The organism is Alphaproteobacteria bacterium (assembly GCA_039980135.1).
In the GTDB taxonomy this organism is placed as follows: domain Bacteria; phylum Pseudomonadota; class Alphaproteobacteria; order UBA6615; family UBA6615; genus UBA8079.
The window spans coordinates 18,804-38,328 of the sequence record JBDXCV010000014.1 but is presented as its reverse complement, the minus strand read 5'-3'; the positions used below and the strand labels follow the sequence as shown (position 1 = coordinate 38,328).

Below are 19,525 nucleotides of genomic sequence, written 5' to 3'. Positions count from 1 at the left end.
CAGCGCGCGCCAGCGATTGATATCATCTGCTGTTGTAAAACCGCTGAACCCGCTTGCGGGCATCTTCCAGCTGTTCCGGAGTCATGCCCTCTCGGACCTTCGTCAACGCCTTGCGCGCTTCGGGACGTCCGCTCCGGTCTGCGATCGTCAGCCATTTGTAGGCTTCGACCTTGTTGCGCGGGACTCCCTCACCGAGGATATACATTCGGGCGATATTGAATTGTGCGGCGGAGCTGCCCAGGCGTGCATGCTGATCCCAACACTCGAATGCCTTTCCGTAGTTTCTCTGTCGATGGAATTCGACACCTTCGCGCACCGAACATGTCGGCTTGCTCTGCGCGTGTCCCGTCGGGACGTCGATCACCAGCGCGAATCCGAATATGGAAAGTGGAATCAGCAGGGTTTTGATGGTCTTCATGTCTTAACCTTCGTGCCGTCTGCGGAGAGACGTTCCAGCGCGGCAGGTGAATCAACATCCGTCAGTACGGCGTCGTCCGGCATCGGGACCTCGATGACGACTTCGTCATAGTCACCGATCAGATGTTTGGCACCGACGTCGCCACCCAATGCGGACATGTCTTCGAAAAACCGCCGATCCCAGAATACAGGATTACCGCGTATTCCGTTCCGTGTCGGCACACAAATGAGATGTCCCTCTTCGGGATCATATGCCGCCACAAGCTGATGCAGGTGTTGTGCGCCGATTTTCGGCATGTCACCAAGGGCAATCAGCGCCCCGTCGCAAGAGTCGGGAACGGCCGAAAGTCCGGCCCGTAGGGAACTGCTCAACCCTTCGTCGAAGGCCGGGTTGTGTACGATTGTCGCCCGGCTTCCGGCTGTGGTCTGCACTTCGTGGGCTTGATGGCCGGTCACGACAATCACCGGATCGGCGCCGGATTCGCGTGCAGCGTCCACCGCGTGGCGTATCATCGGCTTGCCGTCGACCTCGATCAGCAGTTTATTGACGGCCCCCATGCGCCGCGATTGCCCCGCCGCGAGGATGATTGCGGCAAACTGGGGCGAGGAAGTGCTCTGGCGTCGCGATCGCGGCGCTGCGTGGGTGCGCGGCAGGGGGCGGGAGGGAATTTCCTTGAGCAACCCGCCGACGCCGAGCGCCATGATGTGTGCCCCGTCGACCGGGATGTCGGCCATGATCCGCTCGAGCAAAAGGTCATTTCCGCCGAGCCGGGGAGACCGGGCGGAGCCGGGCAGCGCGAGGATGGGAACATCGCCCATTCGTGCGAGGACCGTCAGGTTTCCCGGGTCCATCGGCATCCCGAAATGTTCGATGCTGCCGCCCGCGTCCGTGATTGCCGCAGGTATCACGTCGCGCCGGTCGGTGGTGGCAGACGCACCCACGATCAGGATGAGTTCGCTCCCGCCGCCGACCAACCCGTGCAGCGCGGCATCGATCGATACCGGGTCATGGTGCACCGTCACCGGTGCGGCCAGTGTGCTCCCGAGGGCTTCGATACGGTTGCGTACGACCTCTTCTGTCTTCGCCAGGACCTTGCCGGGGAGGCCGGGCAGGTTGGTCTGGATCAGTCCGACGTTTCGCTGACGGTAGGCGCGTACGGAAACGAGGCCGTCTTCGCCTGCGGCCTGCGCTGCCGCTTCGGCCTGGGACAGGTCCGCCTCGGAGACGGCGAACGGAATGATCTTGATCGTTGCAACGATCTGTTCCGATTCCACCCGGTCGAGAGGACGGAGCGTGGAGATGGTAATGCCTTCATCGACCCGGTTGATCCGCTCCACCGCAGCGGGGTCGAGCATGGCCAGTCCGGCGTGGCGGGCGAACAGATTGACCCGGCCCGTGCCGGCGAGGCCGGCGCGAATGCCGGTGCCCGTCGCGGCTTCGGCCACACGTCTGGCGGCGGTGTTCTCGTCGATGTCACCGGGTTCGAATATTGCGGCCGTGACGTCTGTCTCACCCGCCGCTGTAAGCTGGGCAATGTCGTCAGCATCGAGGACATGTCCCTTGCGATATCGCTGTCCGCCCAGGGTCTGGCCATGAACGAGCATCGCGCCCTCGGCCTGGGTTAGTGGGACGGGGCCGAATTTCATGTGCCGTGCAGGACCTGCGTGATCTGCGCCATGATCGAGATCGCGATTTCGGCCGGGCTCTTGGCGTTGATGGCCAGACCGACCGGCGCGTGAATACGCGCGATCTCGTCTTCCGTGTACCCTGCCTCGGTCAAACGCTCGATGCGCCCGGCATGGGTTTTCCGGCTGCCGAGCGCGCCGATATAGAATGCTTCCGAACGCAGTGCGACATGCAGAGCGGGATCATCGAGTTTCGGGTCGTGGGTGAGGGTTACCACTGCCGTGCGGTTGTCGACACCGAGCGTATTGAGTGCGTCATCCGGCCAGTCCTCGCTCAGGGTCACGCCGGGGAACCGATCGCGGGTGGCAAAAGCGCCGCGCGGATCGACGATGACTGTTTCATAGCCGGCGGTCTGGGCAAGGGTGACCAGCGGCTGGGCGATATGGACCGCACCGACGACGATCATCCGTTTGGGCGGGTTGAAGACCTGGACGAACAGCGGGGCGTCGTCGCGTCGCAGACGCCCGCTCTTGTCGTCGCGCAGCGCACCGCGCGCGGCTTCGAGAGCGTCATCGTCGAGTTCGAGGGCGCCTTCGGTTCGGTCGCGAAAGACCAGGGCCTGAGCGCCGCTTTCGAGGTTCGAGACGAGGGCGACCTGTTCCTTGGCGGCGCGCGCCGCCAATAATGATGTCAGGGTTTCGGGGCGCATGGATCGTCAGTCGAGCCGTTCGACCCAGACCTCGACCTTGCCGCCACAGGCGAGGCCGACTTCCCAGGCCATTTCGTTCGAGACACCGAAATCGAGAAGTCGCGGCTTGCCATCGGCCATCACCTCACGCGCTTCATGGACGACGGCGCCCTCGATGCAACCGCCGGATACGGACCCGATCATGTTGCCGTCCTCGTCGACGGCCAGTTGGCTGCCGACCGGCCGCGGCGATGACCCCCAGGTGGTCACCACGGTGGCGATGGCGACATTCTTGCCCGATTGGCGCCAGTCGGCGGCCTTCTCGACGACGTCGTCATGGTCCAGGGCCTGCAAATCGATTGTTGCTTCACTCATTGCGCTGCCTCCTGCCAGGAATTGCTTTGAAAGGTCCCATGCCCATCGGCCCGGGACAAGGCTTCTGCCAGCTGTTCCAGGCTTTCGAGATTGTGAATCGAACGGAATTCGTCGGTGTGGGGAAGCATCGCCCGCGCGCCAAGTGATTTCGGCTCGTATCGCTCATAACGTAGGAGTGGATTAAGCCAGATCAAGCGGCGGCTCGACATGTGAAGCCGTTCGATTTCCTTGTCCAGACCATCTGCCGCGTCGCGGTCGAGGCCGTCCGTGATCAGCAGGACCACCGCGCCCTGGCCGAGCACGCGCCGCGACCAGTCGGTGTTGAAGTCATGCAGCGCGTGGCCGATGCGCGTTCCACCCGACCAGTCGTCGACGGCTTCGGCAACCTTGTCGAGCGCCTCATCGACGTCCTTGTAGCGCAGTTGTCGGGTGACATTGGTCAGGCGGGTGCCAAACAGGAATGTGTGGACACGGTCTCGGTCATTGGTCACCGCATGCATGAAATGCAGGATCATGCGTGAATAACGGCTCATCGAACCTGAGATGTCACACAGCACGACGAGTGGCGGATGACGGCGCTGGCGCTTGCGGTATTGCAGTGGAATTGTGGCGCCGCCGCCGCGCAGGGCGGCCCGCAGGGTCGCGCGCATATCGATGCGGCGGCCGCGTGCATCACGTCGGAACCGCCGGATCGGCACCTCCATGATGGGCAGGCGCATGCGCGCGATTGCACGCTTGGCGGCCTCAAGCTCTTCGCTCGACATTTTCTCGAAGTCGGTTTTCTGGAGAAGTTCATTCGCCGAGAAGGTCATCACGGCATCGATCGTGATTTCCGGATCTTCCTCGTCCTGGCCGCCTTCGCCCTCGCCGGGCATCTCCACCTGATCCTGTTTCAGGGCTTCGGCGAGGCGTCGATTCATTTCCTCGGCATTCTGCTGTGCGTCAGGATCCACGAAGGAGGGCAGGACGAGCGACGCCATGCGCTCCAGCAGCTTGGGGTTACGCCAGAAAATGTGGAAGGCCTGGTCGAATATTTCACGTTGATCGCGCCGGTTCACGAAGACGGCGTGTAGCGCCCAATAGAAATCATCGCGATTGTCGAGGCCGACCGTTTCGACGGCTCTGATGCCTTCGATCACCTTGCCGGGGCCGACCGGCAAACCCGCCATGCGCAATACGCGGGCGAAATGCATGATGTTGTTGGCGATTTTTCCGGGGCCGGTGTCGTCCGCCACAGCCAGATCGTCGAGCATCGCCTTGGCCTGCAGGGCCGGGCGCGCTTCATCCGGGATTGCTTTCTCGGACACGTTCCTAGGTCGCCGCCTGGGCGAGCGCGACCTCGCTCTTGATCTCGTCGAGGATCTTGGCGGCCTCGCTGCCGCGGATCTTCGCAATATCGTCCTGGTATTTCAGCAAGACACCGAGCGTGTCGTCGATGGCTTCGGGGGTCAGTTCGATAATGTCGAGCTGGTGCAGGGCAGATGCCCAGTCGATGGTTTCCGCAATGCCGGGCACCTTGAACAGGTCGACCGCGCGCAGGCGCTGGACGAAATCGACGACCTGACGCGACAGGCGCGCATCGGCCTGCGGTGCCTTGAGGCTCAGGATTTCGAGTTCGCGTTCCGCGTCGGGATAATCGACCCAGTAGTAGAAACAACGGCGCTTGAGGGCATCGTGGATTTCCCGGGTCCGGTTCGATGTGATGATCACGATCGGCGGTTCTTCGGCGCGGACGGTGCCGATTTCCGGAATGGTGATCTGGAAGTCGGACAGAACCTCCAGCAGATAGGCCTCGAAGGCCTCGTCGGTGCGGTCGAGTTCGTCGATGAGCAATACGGGCGGACCGTCGGCGGATGGGTCGAGCGCCTGCAGGAGAGGGCGGTGAATCAGGAACTTGTCGGAAAAGATGTCGTCGCCGAGCCGGTCGCGGTCGCCGATCCCTTCGGCTTCGGCCATGCGAATTTCGATCATCTGCGCGGAATAGTTCCATTCATACACGGCAGACGCGACATCGAGACCTTCGTAACATTGCAGGCGCACAAGACGGCGGCCGAGGGTCTCTGCCAACACCTTCGCGATCTCCGTTTTTCCCACTCCGGCTTCTCCTTCAAGGAAAAGCGGACGCCCGAGTTTCAGGGACAGATAGACCGCCGTGGACAGGCTCCTGTCCGAGACATAGTCGCCCGACGACAGGAGTTCGAGGGTGTCTTCGACGTTTTCGGGAATGGTGATCAAGGACTTCTTCCGATGTTCGACGCGAACCATATGGTACGCGCATGTTCCAGTTTATTGCACTCGGCACGACCTGGGTTTGATATAGCGCAGGTCTGCCAGCCGGACCTAGAGTTACGGCCGGAGCGAAGCCCCGGCCGTATCAAAATCCAGTCTGTCGGTCGGGACTAACCCGCAGCGGTCACCGCGCGGCTCGCCATGACCGAAATCAGATGGGCGCGATACTCGGCAGATGCGTGGATGTCCGAGTTGAGGTCGGCATCGGACATCTTCACGCCCTTTGCCGCGTCGGCGCTCCAGTTGCTCGACAAGGCGCTCTCAATATCGGCGGCGCGGAACACACCATCCTGTCCGGCGCCGGTCACCGCGACCCGCGTGTCTCCGCCCGTTTGCGCGACCATGACACCCACGAGGGCGTAGCGTGATGCGGGGTTCGGGAATTTCGTATAGGCCGCCTTCTCGGGAACCGGGAAACGCACGGCGGTGATCAGTTCGCCGTCTTCGAGCACAGTTGTGAACATGCCGTCGAAATAGTCTTCGGCCGCAATCTCGCGCTTGTTGGTGATCACAGTGGCATTCAGACCCAGGACTGCGGCCGGGTAATCGGCCGCCGGATCGTTGTTTGCCAGCGAGCCGCCGATGGTCCCGCGGTTGCGGACCTGCGGGTCGCCGATATTGTCGGCCAGACTGGCGAGCGCCGGAATCTTGGAATTGACGACATCCGAATTGGCCACGTCGACATGCCGGGTCATGCCCTTGATGGTAATGGAATCGCCGCCATCCTCGATCCCCACGAGGTCGCCGATGCCCGCCAGGTCAACCAGATCGGAAGGCTGTGCCAGGCGCTGCTTGAGCGTGGGGATGAGGGTCATGCCCCCGGCAAGGAAGCGCCCGTCCTCTGCAGCGGTCACGGCGCTCACGGCTTCGTCGGCGGATCCCGCCTTTTGATAATTGAACTGATACATCGTCTATCTCCCTAACCAGACGTTATTCCGCCGCCTGGCGGACACTGGATTCCTGGATGGCCTGCCACACCTTCAGTGACGTGACCGGCATTGAAATATCTTCGACACCAAGCGGTGTTAACGCGTCGAGAATGGCGTTGACCACCGCAGGCGGTGAGCCGATGGCGCCGACTTCTCCGACGCCTTTGACTTCGAGCGGGTTCGACGCACCCATCACGCTCTGGGTCGCGACCGAGAAGCTGGGCAGATCGTCGGCCCGGGGCATGGTGTAGTCCATGTAGGACCCGGTCAGAAGCTGACCGTCATCGTCGTAGACGCAGCCTTCGAGTGTCGCCTGGCCCACGCCCTGGGCAAGCCCGCCATGGACCTGACCCTCGACGATCATCGGATTGACCACGCGTCCGATATCGTCGACGGCGGTGAAGCTGACGACCTCTACATCGCCCGTTTCGGGGTCGACTTCGACCTCGCAGATATGCGCGCCGCCGGGGAAACTGAAGTTGAGCGGGTCATAGAACGCATTTTCGTCGAGGCCCGGTTCAATTTCCTCGATCGGATAATTGTGCGGCACATAGGCGGCGAGTGAAATTTCGCCGAACGCCATTTCCTTGTCGGTGCCCGCGACGGTGAACTTCCCGTCGGCGAATTCGATGTCGGAAACATCGGCTTCCATGATGTGGGCCGCGATCTTCTTGGCCTTGTCGATGACCTTGTTGCAGGCGTTCAGGATCGCGGGGCCACCCACGGCCAGCGAGCGCGAACCATAGGTGCCCATGCCGAACTGAACCTGATCGGTATCGCCATGGCTGATTTCGATGTGCTCGATCGGAATGCCGAAGGATTCCGATACGAGTTGGGCGAAGGTCGTCTCATGGCCCTGACCATGGCTGTGGGTGCCGGTGTAGACCGTCACCGAACCGGTCGGGTGGACGCGGACCTGTGCTGATTCATACAGTCCGGCCCGGGCGCCGAGTGCACCGGCGACGGCCGACGGCGCGATTCCGCAAGCCTCGATGTAGGTCGAGATGCCGATCCCGCGCAGTTTGCCAGACTTCTCGGCCTTGGCGCGCCGCTTTTCGAAGCCGGCATAGTCCGACGCCTTGAGCGCACTTTCAAACGTGGCCGGGCTGTCGCCGCAGTCATACATCAGTGCGACTGGCGTCTGGTACGGGTACTGGTCTGGCTGGATCATATTCATTTTGCGCAGTTCGACCGGGTCGATACCGAGCTCGCGCGCGGCCTTGGTGACCAGTCGTTCGAGCAGGTACGTGCATTCCGGCCGCCCGGCGCCGCGATAGGCATCCACGGGGACCGTGTTGGTAAACACGGTCTGCACTTCGGCATAGATCGCCGGCGTTGTGTAAACCCCGGCCAGAAGCGTCGCATAGAGATATGTCGGGACGCTCGAGCCGAAGGTCGAGAGATAGGCGCCGACATTGGCTTTTGTCGCGACCCGCAGGCCGAGGAACTTGCCCGCCTTGTCGAGGGCGAGTTCCGCATGGGATTCGTGGTCGCGGCCATGGGCGTCGGTCGCGAAGGATTCGGATCGCTCGGCCGTCCACTTGATCGGCCGATGCACCTTTGCCGCCGCCCAGGTGAGGATTGCTTCCTCGGCATAGTGAAAAATCTTGGAACCGAAACCGCCTCCGACATCGGGGGCAACAACCCGAAGCTTGTGCTCGGGAATCTGCAGCACAAAGGCGCCCATCAACAGGCGAATGACATGCGGGTTCTGGGACGTGGTGAAGAGCGTGTACTGGCTGCTCGATCGGTCGAAATCCGAGATCGCCGCGCGGGGCTCCATCGCGTTGGGAATCAGCCGGTTGTTGACCAGATCGATCGACACGACATGGTCTGCCTTGGCGAACGCATCTTCGACGGCATCTTTCTCGCCGATTTCCCAATCGAAACAGCGATTGTTCGGCACATCGTCATGCACGAGCGTGCCGCCGGCAAGGGCGGAGTCCATATCGATGACGGCAGGCAACACCCCGTAGTCCACATCGATGAGTTCGGCGGCGTCGCGCGCGGCATCGCGCGTGTCGGCGATGACAATCGCCACCTGGTCACCGACATAACGCACTTTCACGAACGCCAGGGGCGGGTGTCCCGGCTCGAGCATGGGTGAGCCGTCCTTGTTGTGAATTTGCCAGCCGCAGGGAAGGCCGCCGATTCCGTCCGCCGCCATGTCGGCGCCGGTCAGCACCGCGATGACACCGTCGGCCTTCTCGGCCTTCGACGTATCGACCGACTTGATCGTTGCATGGGCATGGGGTGAGCGCAGAATCCACGCATGGCTCTGGCCCGGACGATTGATGTCGTCGGTATAGTTGCCATTGCCGGTGAGGAAACGCTGGTCCTCGACCCGCTTGACGGATGCCCCGATCCCCGTGCCGGACATCGCGCTACCCCTTCAGTGCTTGGGCACCGGCAAGGATGGACTTAACGATATTGTGGTAGCCGGTGCAGCGGCAGAGGTTGCCCTCAAGCCATTCGCGGACTTCCTGTTCGCTTGGATCCGAGTTCTTCTGAACCAGGTCGAGAGCGCTCATCACCATGCCCGGTGTGCAGAAACCGCACTGCAGGCCGTGATTCTCGCGGAAGGCTTCCTGCATCGGATGCAGTTCGTCGCCATTTGCGAGACCTTCGATCGTGGTCACGTCGGCCCCCTCGGCCTGGGCGGCGAGCATCGTGCAGGATTTCAGGGATTCGCCATTCACATGGACGACGCAAGCGCCGCACTGGCTGGTGTCACAACCGACATGCGTACCGGTCATTCCCAGACTTTCGCGAAGATACTGAACGAGTAATGTCCGCGGCTCGACTTCAGCCGATACGGACTTTCCGTTCACCGTCATTGATACGGTGGGCATAACGCTCCTCCCTGTTTCGGGTTGCCCCCTTATAACCGTCACGCGGTGCCCCGCATGCCGGTCGAATTATTACGCGATCAGAGTTTCATCCGCAGGGCGCGTTGCGTCAAGGCGCAGCACACCGATTACCGCAGAAAATATGAAGAAACGTGCGTTGATGCCTAGCCGAACAGCGCATAGAGAACGATCGCCGCAACGACGAGCCCACCGACCCAGGTTCCGACCCCGATCTGTGACATCGCCGTGACTTGCCCGCTGCTCGGCGTCGCCGGTGCGGTTGTTGCTGCCGGTGCCGCTGCCGCGGGAGTTTCCGCCGCGCCGCCGTCGCCGTCCGACACCGCTTCGGCGAAATTCTCGAAGAATTGCGAGGCCATCTTCTTGGCCGTGCCGTCGATCAGACGTGCGCCGAGCTGCGCCAGCTTGCCGCCGACCTGGGCGTCGACTTCGTATTTGAGCAGGGTGCCGTCGCCATCGTCTTCGAGCTGCACGTTGGCACCGCCCTTGGCGAACCCGGCGGCCCCACCCTTGCCTTCGCCCGAAATGCGGTAGCCGTTGGGCGCGTCGATGTCAGTCAATTGCACGGCACCGGAAAACTTGGCCTTTACCGGCCCGACTTTCGCGGTGACCTGGGCGGTGAATGACGTGTCCGACGTCTGCTCAATCTCCTCGCAGCCGGGGATCGACTGTTTCAGGATCTCGGGATCGTTCAACCCGGCCCAGACCTTCTCGCGCGGTGCATTGATTTTGTACTCGCCGGACATTTCCATGGTGCTGATCCTTATCGGCTTGGATGAATTTCACAGAAAATAGTCCTTGCCCGTCTGCGGGACAAGCGATGCGTCGCGATTACCCTATATGCGTGCGCGCATCGCGCAGCATGCGCCGCCCAATGAGCGTCATGGCCGCAGTCCCGGCAAGCGATCAAAGGCAAGGATCGTCAGAGCGGGCATGCCTAGCGAAGCTCCGTGACCGAATCTATGGAATCAGGATTAATTGCTGCGGAGTTATGCCCAGATGGTGCTGTCCGACCGATTGCATCCGCGCAATGCTCCCCTGCACCTGTATCGAGACGGTGTGAACATCGCGGAACCGTCGTTCGAAGGGATTGTTACGGAAAATTGCAGTCGCCCCGGCTTCCCGGAAAACGATATCGACTGCCTCCATCGCGGAATCGATCATATACGTTCCCGCCTGCCGCAGGCGGACGCGCAACGGGAAACTTACCTGACCATCGCTCACGCACTCGTCCCATGCCTGGTCCAGCAGCTGGATGAACCAGGCTTTTGAGGAACTGATCTTGGCGTCGGCCTGTGCAATGCGTGCCTGGATCCATGCATCGTCTCGCAGGGAACCAGCATTGGATGGTGTTTTTTCCCTCGCCACCAGTATGAATGCGTCCAATGCAGCTTGTGCAGCACCGATCGCGACCGAGCAAAGCCCGCTTGTCGCGATTAACTGGGTTGAGTGCCGGTACAGGACTCCCTGTTCGCGCCGTTCGGTTTCAGGTTCAATCACTTCGTCTTCGGGCCGATTGTGGTCGCGCGCGGAGACCCGGGGCAGCACGGTGTAGTCGTTGGGGACGAACAGATCAGAGACAGAATACGTATCGCTCCCGGTTCCGCACAGCCCCATGACCTCCCATTGTCCGGTGTCAAATGTTGCCGCTGCACGCGGGAAGATCATGGTGCGCTCGACGAAGCGGCCGTCGGGATTCTTCAGGGGCGTTCCGTCGTCGTCGCAAAGCCGGCAGTGTCCGCCGAGCCAGGTCGCGATCCGATTACCGCTCGCAAAGGTCCAGGTCCCGCTGATCCGCCAGCCATCCTTCACGGGGATCGCGAGGCAGGGAGGATCGCCCCGAGTAAATCCAAAGGTAAACACTGCCCGCGAATCCCCGAAGACGTCCTGCGCGACATGCGGCTCTACGTATGCGGACGCCATCATGGCCATTGCATTCTGGGCGACGCACCAGGCGACGCTTGCGTCACCCTCTGCGATCGCCGCCACCACCTGCGCATGTGTGGCGGGATTCAGCTCGGCCCCGCCCACTGAACGCGGCAGAACGGTGCGGAATATTTGTGCCTCGTGCAGTGCGTCGAGTAGATGGTCTGGAACGATCTGGTTCTTCTCGATCTCAGGGGCTGCGGCCTCGATCATCGGTTTCAACGACCGCGCCCGAGCAATCCACTCCCGGGATGTCTCGGCAGAAATCTCATCGAACTTCTTCGGGGCTTCTTGGGTCATGGGATTTTCCTTCCGTCGCGGGGCCCCGGCATGAAACGCCGATCCACTAGATTCGTCCGTCGTATGCCGCCCGCGGAAACTCGCAAGCCACGATGCTGAAATGCTTGGTCTGTAGCGCTTGGTTGAGCGCAGATTCGAGATCATCCCGGTTGCGACAATTGTAGCCATCGCCGCCAAGCGCGCGCGCCAGCACGGTGTAGTCGGTTGGGGGAAAATCGACGGCAGCGTTTTGATATCCGGTCCCACGCTGTTTCATCTCTATGAGCGCGAGGGAGCGGTCGGCGAAGACAATAACGATGACAGGTAGTTCCATGTCCCGCGCTGTAGTCAGTTCACCCAAGACCATATCGAGTCCCCCATCTCCGGTGAACGCTACTACAGGGCGATTTGGGTCGGCAATTTTTGCACCCATCGCAAGAGGAAGGGCGCATCCCATCGTGCAGAAACCATTCGACTGGAGGAGTTCGCGCGGCCCGTACGCTTCCCAGACCTGACTCAGCAATATCCGGTGCGCACCGGAATCAACGGTGGCGATCGTTTCTCGCGGCAAGACGCGACGCGCGGTATCGACGATTGCGGCGGGCCCCCAATCTTCATCTGGGCGGAATACGGCCCGGAGAGCATTGCGGTGCTCCTCAATGTCATCGGTATTCCAAGTGGAATTTCCAGCCAACCCGCGACCAAGTGCCCGCAAACTACCACCGACATCGCCGAGAAGGCTGAGGCGTGCGCGATGTACGTAGTGCGTATTGGGAACTGCACTCAATTCAATCACGTGTGCGTCAGTTGACCATGGGTCGCGCCATCCGCCACGCATTTCAATCGGGTCGTATCCGGCAAGAATGACGCAGTCGCTGGCGTTGACGATCGGCAGAAGTATCGCATCGGCGACCGGCGACAACCCGGCGCCACCAAGCGCAAGTGGATCATCCTCCGGAAGGATGCCCTTCGCCTTGTAGGTGGTGATTAACGGTATATTGAACTGCCGGATGAACTTCTGGATGTCGGCCGCAGCTCCGTTGTTGATCGCCTCAATCCCCGAGATCACGACCGGCCGTTTTGCCGCGTCAAGCCACTCTCTTGCGACGTCGAGAGGCCCACCATAAGCGGCGCCACGCACGGGTCGCGATCGCCTTACTGGTTCGCGCTTTGGTGCATCGCTGTTTCCTACACTCACGGGCACGTCGATATGCACGGGTCCGGGAGGATCGTCGAGCGCGATAGCAAGAGCTTTATCGACAACCACGTGGATGGAGTCTGCGTCCGCGACGAAACTTGCCTTGGTGATAGGCTTGAGAAGCGCATTCTGGTCGAGCCATTGATGCGTGTAGGTATGTGCTGCGGGCGGATCAATGCAGCCGGTCAGAAGAATTAGGGGAACACGGTCCTGCTGTGCATTGGCCACCACATTTACGGCATTCGCCAATCCAGGTCCCACAGTCGTAACCAGCAGTGCTGGCGCCCCGTTGCTGTGGTGCACCCCTTCCGCCATGAACCCACCACAGTTCTCGTGTTTAACCAAAACGAACCGAATTCCGATTTCGACCAAAGCGTCTACGAGCGAGAGAACTTCGCCGCCAGGAATGCCGAAAGCATGTCTCACTCCTGCCTCGTGAAGGCGTTTCGCGATGACCTGCGCAACACTCGCCACGCGAATTCAGGCCCGAATCAGGAAGGATTGAGAAATGTGAGACATTGTTACGATAACCTCTCTTGTAGGAAGGGCATTACGTGATGTGATGACACCAAATGCCAGCGAATATCATTCCGTTATCATCGTCATTGAATTCGGATACGACGATAAAACATTACTCTTTCTAATTAAATTGAAATGATTTCGGGGAAAAGTTTAATTAATATTGTGAAATATTGGTCCTGAATTAAGCCTGTCCCACGCCACCCGACTGCGCCGTTGGAGTATACAATCGACGGTGCGTTCGTTTCAGGGGCCAGAGGATTCGGTGAGAAACATTAATATTTTTAAACAGTTGCCTTATTTGTTTTCGCTTTAAGTCACAAATACTCAAGTTATATAGTCCCGCGCGAGACAGCCGAACAACAACACGGTCATGCTGGGTCATGGATTCTAAAACTGAGTCTTCGCACGAGGCCGCAGGTCCTCTTGCAGGTATGCGGATTCTTGATATGTCGCGAATCCTCGCCGGTCCGTTTTGCACCCAACTGCTCGGCGATTATGGCGCGGATGTCATTAAGGTCGAACGCGCGGGTGGCGGTGACGATACGCGATCGTGGGGACCACCCTACGTCGTCGGAAAAGACGGAAAAGCCACGGACGAAAGTGCCTACTACCTCGCGGCCAACCGGAATAAACGATCAATTGCGATTGACATATCAGATCCGGAAGGGGCCGCGACGGTGCGGCAACTAGTGCGTAGTTCCGACGTGTTTATTGAGAATTTCAAGGTTGGTGGTCTGGAAAAGTACGGGCTGGGCTACGACACATTATCGGCCGAAAATCCGAGCCTGATTTATTGCTCTATTACTGGTTTCGGGCAAACGGGCCCAAACGCTCATCGACCGGGCTATGACCTGCTTGCGCAGGCATTTGGCGGAATCATGAGCCTGACCGGTGAGCCGGACGGCCAACCCATGAAAGTCGCAGTTGGAATCGCCGATGTCGTGTGTGGGTTGTACGCTGTGACTGCGATCTTGGCGGCCGCACAACACCGCGCCACCACGGGCGAGGGTCAGCATATCGATATCGCGCTGATCGACACCCAGATTTCATGGCTCATCAACGAGGGGACGAACTTCCTCGTATCCGGTGAAGCGCCGGCGCGTCGCGGCAACCAGCATCCCAACATCGTCCCATACCAGGTCTTCCGTGCTCACGACGGTCACGTCGTGGTCGCAGCTGGTAATGACGAACAGTTTCGGCGGCTTTGCCAGATGCTTGCGCGTCCCGATTTGGCCAACGATCCGAGATTTCAGACAAATTCCGCACGAGTGATGAACCGTGAGGTTTTGGTGCCGGTACTGAGCCGGCTAATCGCACCGCTGGAACGTTCCTGGTTGGTGGAGCGTCTGGAGGAGTTCGGTATTCCAGGGGGTGCGATTAACGCGGTGCCTGAAGTTTTTGAAAGCGAGCAGGTTAGTGCCCGGGATATGCGAGTACAGATGCCGCATTCGCTTGCAGCGTCGGGCCATGTGGACCTCATCGGCAACCCTGTCAAGTTCAGCCGGACGCCCGTAGCATACCGACTTGGCCCGCCATATTGCGGCGAGCACACCGACGAAATCTTGCAAGAGTGTCTCGATGATCAGAATAAATACGCAAATCCATAGGTGGTGCAGATGAACGCGCTGAGCGATCGACAGGAAGAACTTCGGCTATCGGCACGAGAGCTGGCAGAGGCGGAAATCGCGCCAATGGCGGCCGAGGTGGACCTCACGGAAGCTTATCCATGGGGGAACGTCGAGAAACTGACGGCTGCGGGCTTCATGGGCATGACCATTCCCGAAGCATACGGTGGGCGCGGTCTCTCGTATCTGGACGCTGTCCTTGTTATCGAAGAAATGTCTCGAGTCTGTGGGGTGACTGGGCGCATCGTGGTGGAAGCCAATATGGGGGCAATTGGCGCCGTCATGAAATTTGGGACCGAGGTCCAGAAACAACTCGCCGCCAAGCTGGTTCTCGCCGGCGACAAGCCTGCGATCTGCATCACCGAGCCAGTGGCTGGAAGCGCCGCGACGGAGATGACCACAACCGCCGTTAAAAAGGGTAATCGCTACATCCTCAATGGCAAGAAACACTGGATCACCGGCGGCGGTGTTTCGAAGTTCCATCTGATCTTCGCGCGCGTTATCGAGGATGGGGCGCCACTTGGCATTGCTGGATTTATCGCGGTCCGCGGCGAATCGAAGGGCTTGCGAATTGGCGCGCGCGAACCTGCCATGGGGCTTCGGGGGATTCCTGAAACAGAGGTCATTTTCGAGAATTTGGACGTTCCCGTCGAGATGGCTCTCATTCCGCCGGAGGGCCTCAAGCGGGGTTTTGCTGGCCTGATGAACGCGTACAATGGTCAACGTGTGGGGGCGGCAACTGTAGCCCTCGGAATTGCGCAGGGTGCCTATGAGCACGCCGTGGCGTATATGGGCGAGCGGATCCAGTTCGGTCGACCGATCGCGGAGTTTCAGGGACTGCAATGGAAGGTTGCGGACATGTCCATCGGTCTAGAGTCCGCGCGGGCGCTCATCCACAAGGCCGCCGCCGGTGGCGGTTCCGGATTCCCAGATATGCGTGAGGCCGCCCAGGCCAAGATTTTGGCATCTGAAACGGCGATCAAGGTTACCAATGAGGCGTTGCAGATTCATGGTGCGGCAGGATATTCGCGCAATCGCCCTCTGGAGCGCATGGTGCGCGACGCGCGGATGTTCACGATCGGCGGCGGCACTGCAGAAATTCTGCGAACGCAGGTAGCCGGCGCGATTCTCGGGATCAAGACCCCGCAAACCCGCGACGGGTATGAAAAGCTGGAGCAACTCGCCGCTGAGTGACCAGCCGCGTATGTACTACGTGTCGGGTGATGCGGGTATCTCACGGTTTTCCATCGCGCCCAGGCTGAGGCATACGTCCCGGACCGAAGCTTCGAGACTCGATGCACGTCCGCGCGCGTGTCGGATCAATACCAGTTCTCGCGTCGCGACAGGTTGGCAGAACGGGACGCGCACAAGCTCTTCGGACAGCGGCTCGGCAAGAAGGCGCTGCGGGACGACTGAAACGCCAAATCCCTCAATGACCAGTTTCTCGATGACGTCGACAGATTCGATATCCATCACTTCATTCACGAGGATGCCTCGTTGTTGGAGTTTCGTGGCGATTTGCTGGCCGAGCCATGTGGCCTTGCTGAAGGATATGAAAGGCATCGAACGCAGAAGTTCGGCATCACGTTCCATGCCTTTGTGATTTGCAGGTCCGATTGCGTATAGGGTTTCGGAAGCGATCTCGGTGATTTCCAGATCGTGGAGTTCCGTCACGGCGGATGTCAGGATCGCAAAATCGAGTTCTCTCTGGATCACGGATGCCGCCAGATCCCCAGAAAATCCGGACTTTACGACCACGCGGAGTTGCGGATACGCCTCGCGCAGCGCATTCAGCACTACCGGCAGCAATGTTTGATGGGTGGAGGGGACGAAGCCGATCGAGACGGAACCAACGACCCTCTTGCCCCCCGCAATCATGCGAATGTTTTCGATCTCCTCCAATGCATTTTGCGCCTGCGCGGCAATTTCAATGCCGATGGAAGTGAACGATGGAGGCCGCGTGCTGCGGTCGAAGAGCTCGATGCCCAGTTCTTCTTCGAGGCGTTGCATCTGAACGCTGATGGCTGAATGACTGAGGCCGATCGCATCGCCGACCGCAGCGAAGCTGCCCTTTTCGAGAAACGTGGCAAGTGTTCGAAGCTGTCGAAGGTTCATAGGCCCGAACTTACATAAAATGACTTCATGTTTACGATAATATTATTTCATTATGCTGATAATTTATCAATTTATATAGTCGATCGCCCGGAGGGCACTGGCTTTTGGTCATTCCGGGTCGGGTCGGCTGCGTGTTCTTCAGTGCATCAATTTGCGTGTCCGGCTGTTCAAGGCAACCGAACGGGAGGGGCTAATGACTAGTACAGATACATTGTTACGTGGTGCAATTGTTGCGGCGGTGCTTAGTGCGGGCATGGTGATCGGGACACCGACTGTCCACGCAGAGAATTTCGTGCTTCGGGTTTCAGCGGGGCTTCCAGCTGCGCCGCTCTCGCCGGTCAATCAGATGAACAAGACATTTGTGCCGCGTGTGGCCCAACGGGTGGCGGCTGAGACCGAACATACAATCGAGTTCATCGAAGGATATGGTGGCACGATCAACAAGCCGGGTGAAACTCTCGAGACAGTTCAGAAGGGAATCGCCGATTTCGGCGTGACGTGCGCGTGTTTTGAGCCAACAAAACTGTTGGTGCACAATATCAATTACTTCATTCCGTTCCTTTCCGGGGACCCAAGAATCATGGGCCCGGCGACACGTCAGGTGCAGGACGAGTATGACTTCTTCAACAAAGCATTTGATGATTTCGACCAGATCTATCTGGGTGGCGGTCCGTGGGACGACTATGGATTGGGCACGAAGTTTCCCTGGACAAAAATGCAGGAACTCAAGGGTGTGAAAATCGGCGGAGCGGGCCCAAATCTGCCTTGGCTTGACTATGCCGGTACGGCGAAGGTCCAGACCAATCTGAGCGAGGCCTATAACGCTCTGCAATCGGGCGTGTACAATGGCATCGTGCTGTTTCCGGGCACCTACGCGGCTGCCAAACTTGGCGAAGTGGGGCGGAATTTCACCACAGTCGGTTGGGGGTCGGTGCTCGCTTCTCCCGTCTCGGTCAATAAGACGACATGGGCGAGACTGCCGGACAACGTCAAGACGATCATCAAGGAAGAGATGGCCGTCTACGAACAAGCGGTAATTGATGAATCTGTTACCAAGTTCTCAAATGCGCTCGCAAATTTGAGTGCGCAGGGTGTGACTGTGCGCGATCTTGATGCTGGTGAGCGCGGCAAGATGGCGCGTGCCATTGAGCCATGGGTGAACATCAAGGCCGGGGAATTTGAAGCCAAGGGTGTTCCTGGTAAGGCGGTGTTCCGTCGCCTGATCGAACTGTCCCAAGAAAAGGGAGCCAAACCGGTCTACGTCTACGAAATCAAGTAGCAAGGCTACCGCATCGCATTGATTGGACGGGACGATCTAAGGGGTCGTCCCGTTCGGCGTTTTGCGCTGTCACAATCGTCTGACAGGTATTTTGCGCATGCCCGGATTGGAACTCCGGCTTGTGTCTTGCACGGCCAAGACCATAATAGTATTACCGCTGTCACAGGGGAGGTTGTCGCAGGAGTCGGGGGGTAACCCGATCCTGTCTGGTGCGAAGCACCGGGTGCTTCTGCAGGAGGTTTGAGGGGCGTCAGGTGCTGTACTTCGCAAGCGCAGTCATCATTACCTATGTTTTCTGGCTGGTTCTGTCCGGTCACTACACGCCGTTGCTGATGGTGATTGGTGCCGTGTGCTCTGTCCTCGTCGTGATGCTCGGCTCGCGCATGGCTGTGGTCGACCGCGAGGGGCACCCGATCGATCTCGTCGGCCGGGCGATTTGGTACTGGCCCTGGCTGCTGTGGCAGATCGTGAAGTCCGGTATCGACGTCTCGAAGATCATCCTGGCGCCGTCCCTGCCGATCAGTCCGACCCTCATCAATGTCCGTGCGAGCCAGAAATCTGCCGTCGGCCGGGTGACCTACGCCAACTCGATCACGCTCACGCCGGGGACGGTGTCGGTCGAGGTCGAAGGCGACGAAATCACCGTTCATGCGATTACCCTCGAAGGTGCGCAGGATGTCGCCGAAGGCGGCATGGACCGGAAAGTTTCGCGGTTTGAAGGCGGCAGAGGCGCGCAATGATGTACTTCGTCGCCATGGTCGCCGTGCTGGTCAGTCTTGGCCTGGCCCTGACGCGGGCACTGCTGGGCCCGACAATGTTTGATCGTGTTCTGGCGGGAAACACCATCGGCACGCTTGCCGTTCTGGCGTTGGCTCTGATTGGTTTCGTGACCGGGCGACCGGAATTCCTCGATATCGCCATTCTCTACACGCTGCTGAACCTCGTCGGCACGATCGCCGTTCTGCGCTACTTCAAGCTGAGCGAGTCGGCTGTTCCGGCAGCCCCCGAGGAATAGGTGATGGAACAGGTCATCGACATACTGAGCTGGGCATTTTTGATTGCGGGCGGGGTTTTCTGCGTGATCGGCACGATCGGGTTGATCCGGATGCCCGATATGTTCACGCGGCTTCATGGCGCTTCGGTGGTCGACACGCTGGGCATGGGGTTTCTCATTGTTGGGATGATCTTGCAGGCCGGATTCACGCTCGTCGCGGCCAAGCTCATCATCATCGCCGCGCTTATCCTGCTGACGACACCGGTCGCAACACATGCGCTGGCGCAGGCGGCGTTGCATGCGGGCATACGCCCCAAACTCGATCATGACGAAACGGGCGGTCACATCGCAGGGGAGGATGCGTCATCGAACTCCTGATTGATACGGTTCTGCTG

Annotated in this window: 19 protein-coding genes; 6 read left to right on the top strand and 13 right to left on the bottom strand. The window is 59.7% G+C overall.

Annotation, left to right across the window (positions count from 1 at the left end; translation table 11 throughout):
- Window positions 1-22: 22 nt before the first annotated feature.
- The 12 genes from ABJ363_17765 to ABJ363_17710 form a co-directional block, all read right to left on the bottom strand.
- Window positions 23-418, bottom strand: coding sequence for a tetratricopeptide repeat protein (locus ABJ363_17765; GenBank protein MEP4380836.1), 396 nt, complete (start codon window positions 416-418; stop codon window positions 23-25).
- Window positions 415-2,064: a molybdopterin-binding/glycosyltransferase family 2 protein gene (locus ABJ363_17760; protein MEP4380835.1), complete on the bottom strand. Its 1,650-nt coding sequence runs from the start codon at window positions 2,062-2,064 to the stop codon at window positions 415-417. The genes ABJ363_17765 and ABJ363_17760 overlap by 4 nt, the downstream gene beginning before the upstream one ends.
- Entirely contained in the window at window positions 2,061-2,753 is a 693-nt protein-coding gene (locus ABJ363_17755; protein MEP4380834.1) for an XdhC family protein, read from the bottom strand. Before ABJ363_17755 ends, ABJ363_17760 begins: the two co-directional genes overlap by 4 nt.
- Before the next feature lie 6 nt (window positions 2,754-2,759).
- Complete coding sequence (locus ABJ363_17750) at window positions 2,760-3,107, bottom strand: XdhC family protein (protein MEP4380833.1); 348 nt, start codon at window positions 3,105-3,107, stop codon at window positions 2,760-2,762.
- The gene (locus tag ABJ363_17745; GenBank protein MEP4380832.1) at window positions 3,104-4,360 is read right to left on the bottom strand and encodes a VWA domain-containing protein; all 1,257 of its coding nucleotides are present in this window, start codon (window positions 4,358-4,360) and stop codon (window positions 3,104-3,106) included. Before ABJ363_17745 ends, ABJ363_17750 begins: the two co-directional genes overlap by 4 nt.
- A gap of 58 nt (window positions 4,361-4,418) precedes the next feature.
- The gene (locus ABJ363_17740; protein MEP4380831.1) at window positions 4,419-5,372 is read right to left on the bottom strand and encodes a MoxR family ATPase; all 954 of its coding nucleotides are present in this window, start codon (window positions 5,370-5,372) and stop codon (window positions 4,419-4,421) included.
- Window positions 5,373-5,506: 134 nt separating this feature from the next.
- Complete coding sequence (locus ABJ363_17735; GenBank protein ID MEP4380830.1) at window positions 5,507-6,304, bottom strand: xanthine dehydrogenase family protein subunit M; 798 nt, start codon at window positions 6,302-6,304, stop codon at window positions 5,507-5,509.
- A 22-nt stretch (window positions 6,305-6,326) separates the two neighbouring features.
- Window positions 6,327-8,705 (bottom strand): xanthine dehydrogenase family protein molybdopterin-binding subunit, encoded by a 2,379-nt coding sequence (locus tag ABJ363_17730; protein MEP4380829.1) that lies wholly within the window; start codon window positions 8,703-8,705, stop codon window positions 6,327-6,329.
- A gap of 4 nt (window positions 8,706-8,709) precedes the next feature.
- Window positions 8,710-9,177 (bottom strand): (2Fe-2S)-binding protein, encoded by a 468-nt coding sequence (locus tag ABJ363_17725; GenBank protein ID MEP4380828.1) that lies wholly within the window; start codon window positions 9,175-9,177, stop codon window positions 8,710-8,712.
- A gap of 161 nt (window positions 9,178-9,338) precedes the next feature.
- Entirely contained in the window at window positions 9,339-9,944 is a 606-nt protein-coding gene (locus ABJ363_17720) for a carbon monoxide dehydrogenase subunit G (GenBank protein ID MEP4380827.1), read from the bottom strand.
- A 208-nt stretch (window positions 9,945-10,152) separates the two neighbouring features.
- Window positions 10,153-11,418, bottom strand: a complete 1,266-nt coding sequence (locus ABJ363_17715) for an acyl-CoA dehydrogenase family protein (protein MEP4380826.1) — start codon at window positions 11,416-11,418, stop codon at window positions 10,153-10,155.
- 46 nt (window positions 11,419-11,464) lie between these two features.
- Complete coding sequence (locus ABJ363_17710) at window positions 11,465-13,069, bottom strand: thiamine pyrophosphate-binding protein (GenBank protein ID MEP4380825.1); 1,605 nt, start codon at window positions 13,067-13,069, stop codon at window positions 11,465-11,467.
- Window positions 13,070-13,497: 428 nt separating this feature from the next.
- Between ABJ363_17710 and ABJ363_17705 the strand changes: the two genes are divergently transcribed.
- Window positions 13,498-14,724: a CaiB/BaiF CoA-transferase family protein gene (locus ABJ363_17705; protein MEP4380824.1), complete on the top strand. Its 1,227-nt coding sequence runs from the start codon at window positions 13,498-13,500 to the stop codon at window positions 14,722-14,724.
- A 9-nt stretch (window positions 14,725-14,733) separates the two neighbouring features.
- Entirely contained in the window at window positions 14,734-15,936 is a 1,203-nt protein-coding gene (acdA, locus tag ABJ363_17700) for a 3-sulfinopropanoyl-CoA desulfinase (GenBank protein MEP4380823.1), read from the top strand.
- Between the two features lie 15 nt (window positions 15,937-15,951).
- Here acdA and ABJ363_17695 read toward each other — a convergent pair whose 3' ends face one another.
- Window positions 15,952-16,857, bottom strand: coding sequence for a LysR family transcriptional regulator (locus ABJ363_17695; GenBank protein ID MEP4380822.1), 906 nt, complete (start codon window positions 16,855-16,857; stop codon window positions 15,952-15,954).
- Between the two features lie 193 nt (window positions 16,858-17,050).
- On the opposite strand from ABJ363_17695, the gene dctP reads away from it, so the two are divergent.
- The 4 genes from dctP (at window position 17,051) to mnhG (ending at window position 19,508) form a co-directional block, all read left to right on the top strand.
- The gene (gene dctP, locus ABJ363_17690) at window positions 17,051-18,136 is read left to right on the top strand and encodes a TRAP transporter substrate-binding protein DctP (protein MEP4380821.1); all 1,086 of its coding nucleotides are present in this window, start codon (window positions 17,051-17,053) and stop codon (window positions 18,134-18,136) included.
- A 254-nt stretch (window positions 18,137-18,390) separates the two neighbouring features.
- Window positions 18,391-18,876, top strand: a complete 486-nt coding sequence (locus tag ABJ363_17685; GenBank protein ID MEP4380820.1) for a Na+/H+ antiporter subunit E — start codon at window positions 18,391-18,393, stop codon at window positions 18,874-18,876.
- A complete protein-coding gene (locus tag ABJ363_17680; GenBank protein MEP4380819.1) occupies window positions 18,873-19,151 on the top strand; it encodes a monovalent cation/H+ antiporter complex subunit F in 279 nt (92 codons plus the stop codon). The genes ABJ363_17685 and ABJ363_17680 overlap by 4 nt, the downstream gene beginning before the upstream one ends.
- Before the next feature lie 3 nt (window positions 19,152-19,154).
- Entirely contained in the window at window positions 19,155-19,508 is a 354-nt protein-coding gene (gene mnhG, locus ABJ363_17675; protein MEP4380818.1) for a monovalent cation/H(+) antiporter subunit G, read from the top strand.
- Window positions 19,509-19,525 lie beyond the last annotated feature (17 nt).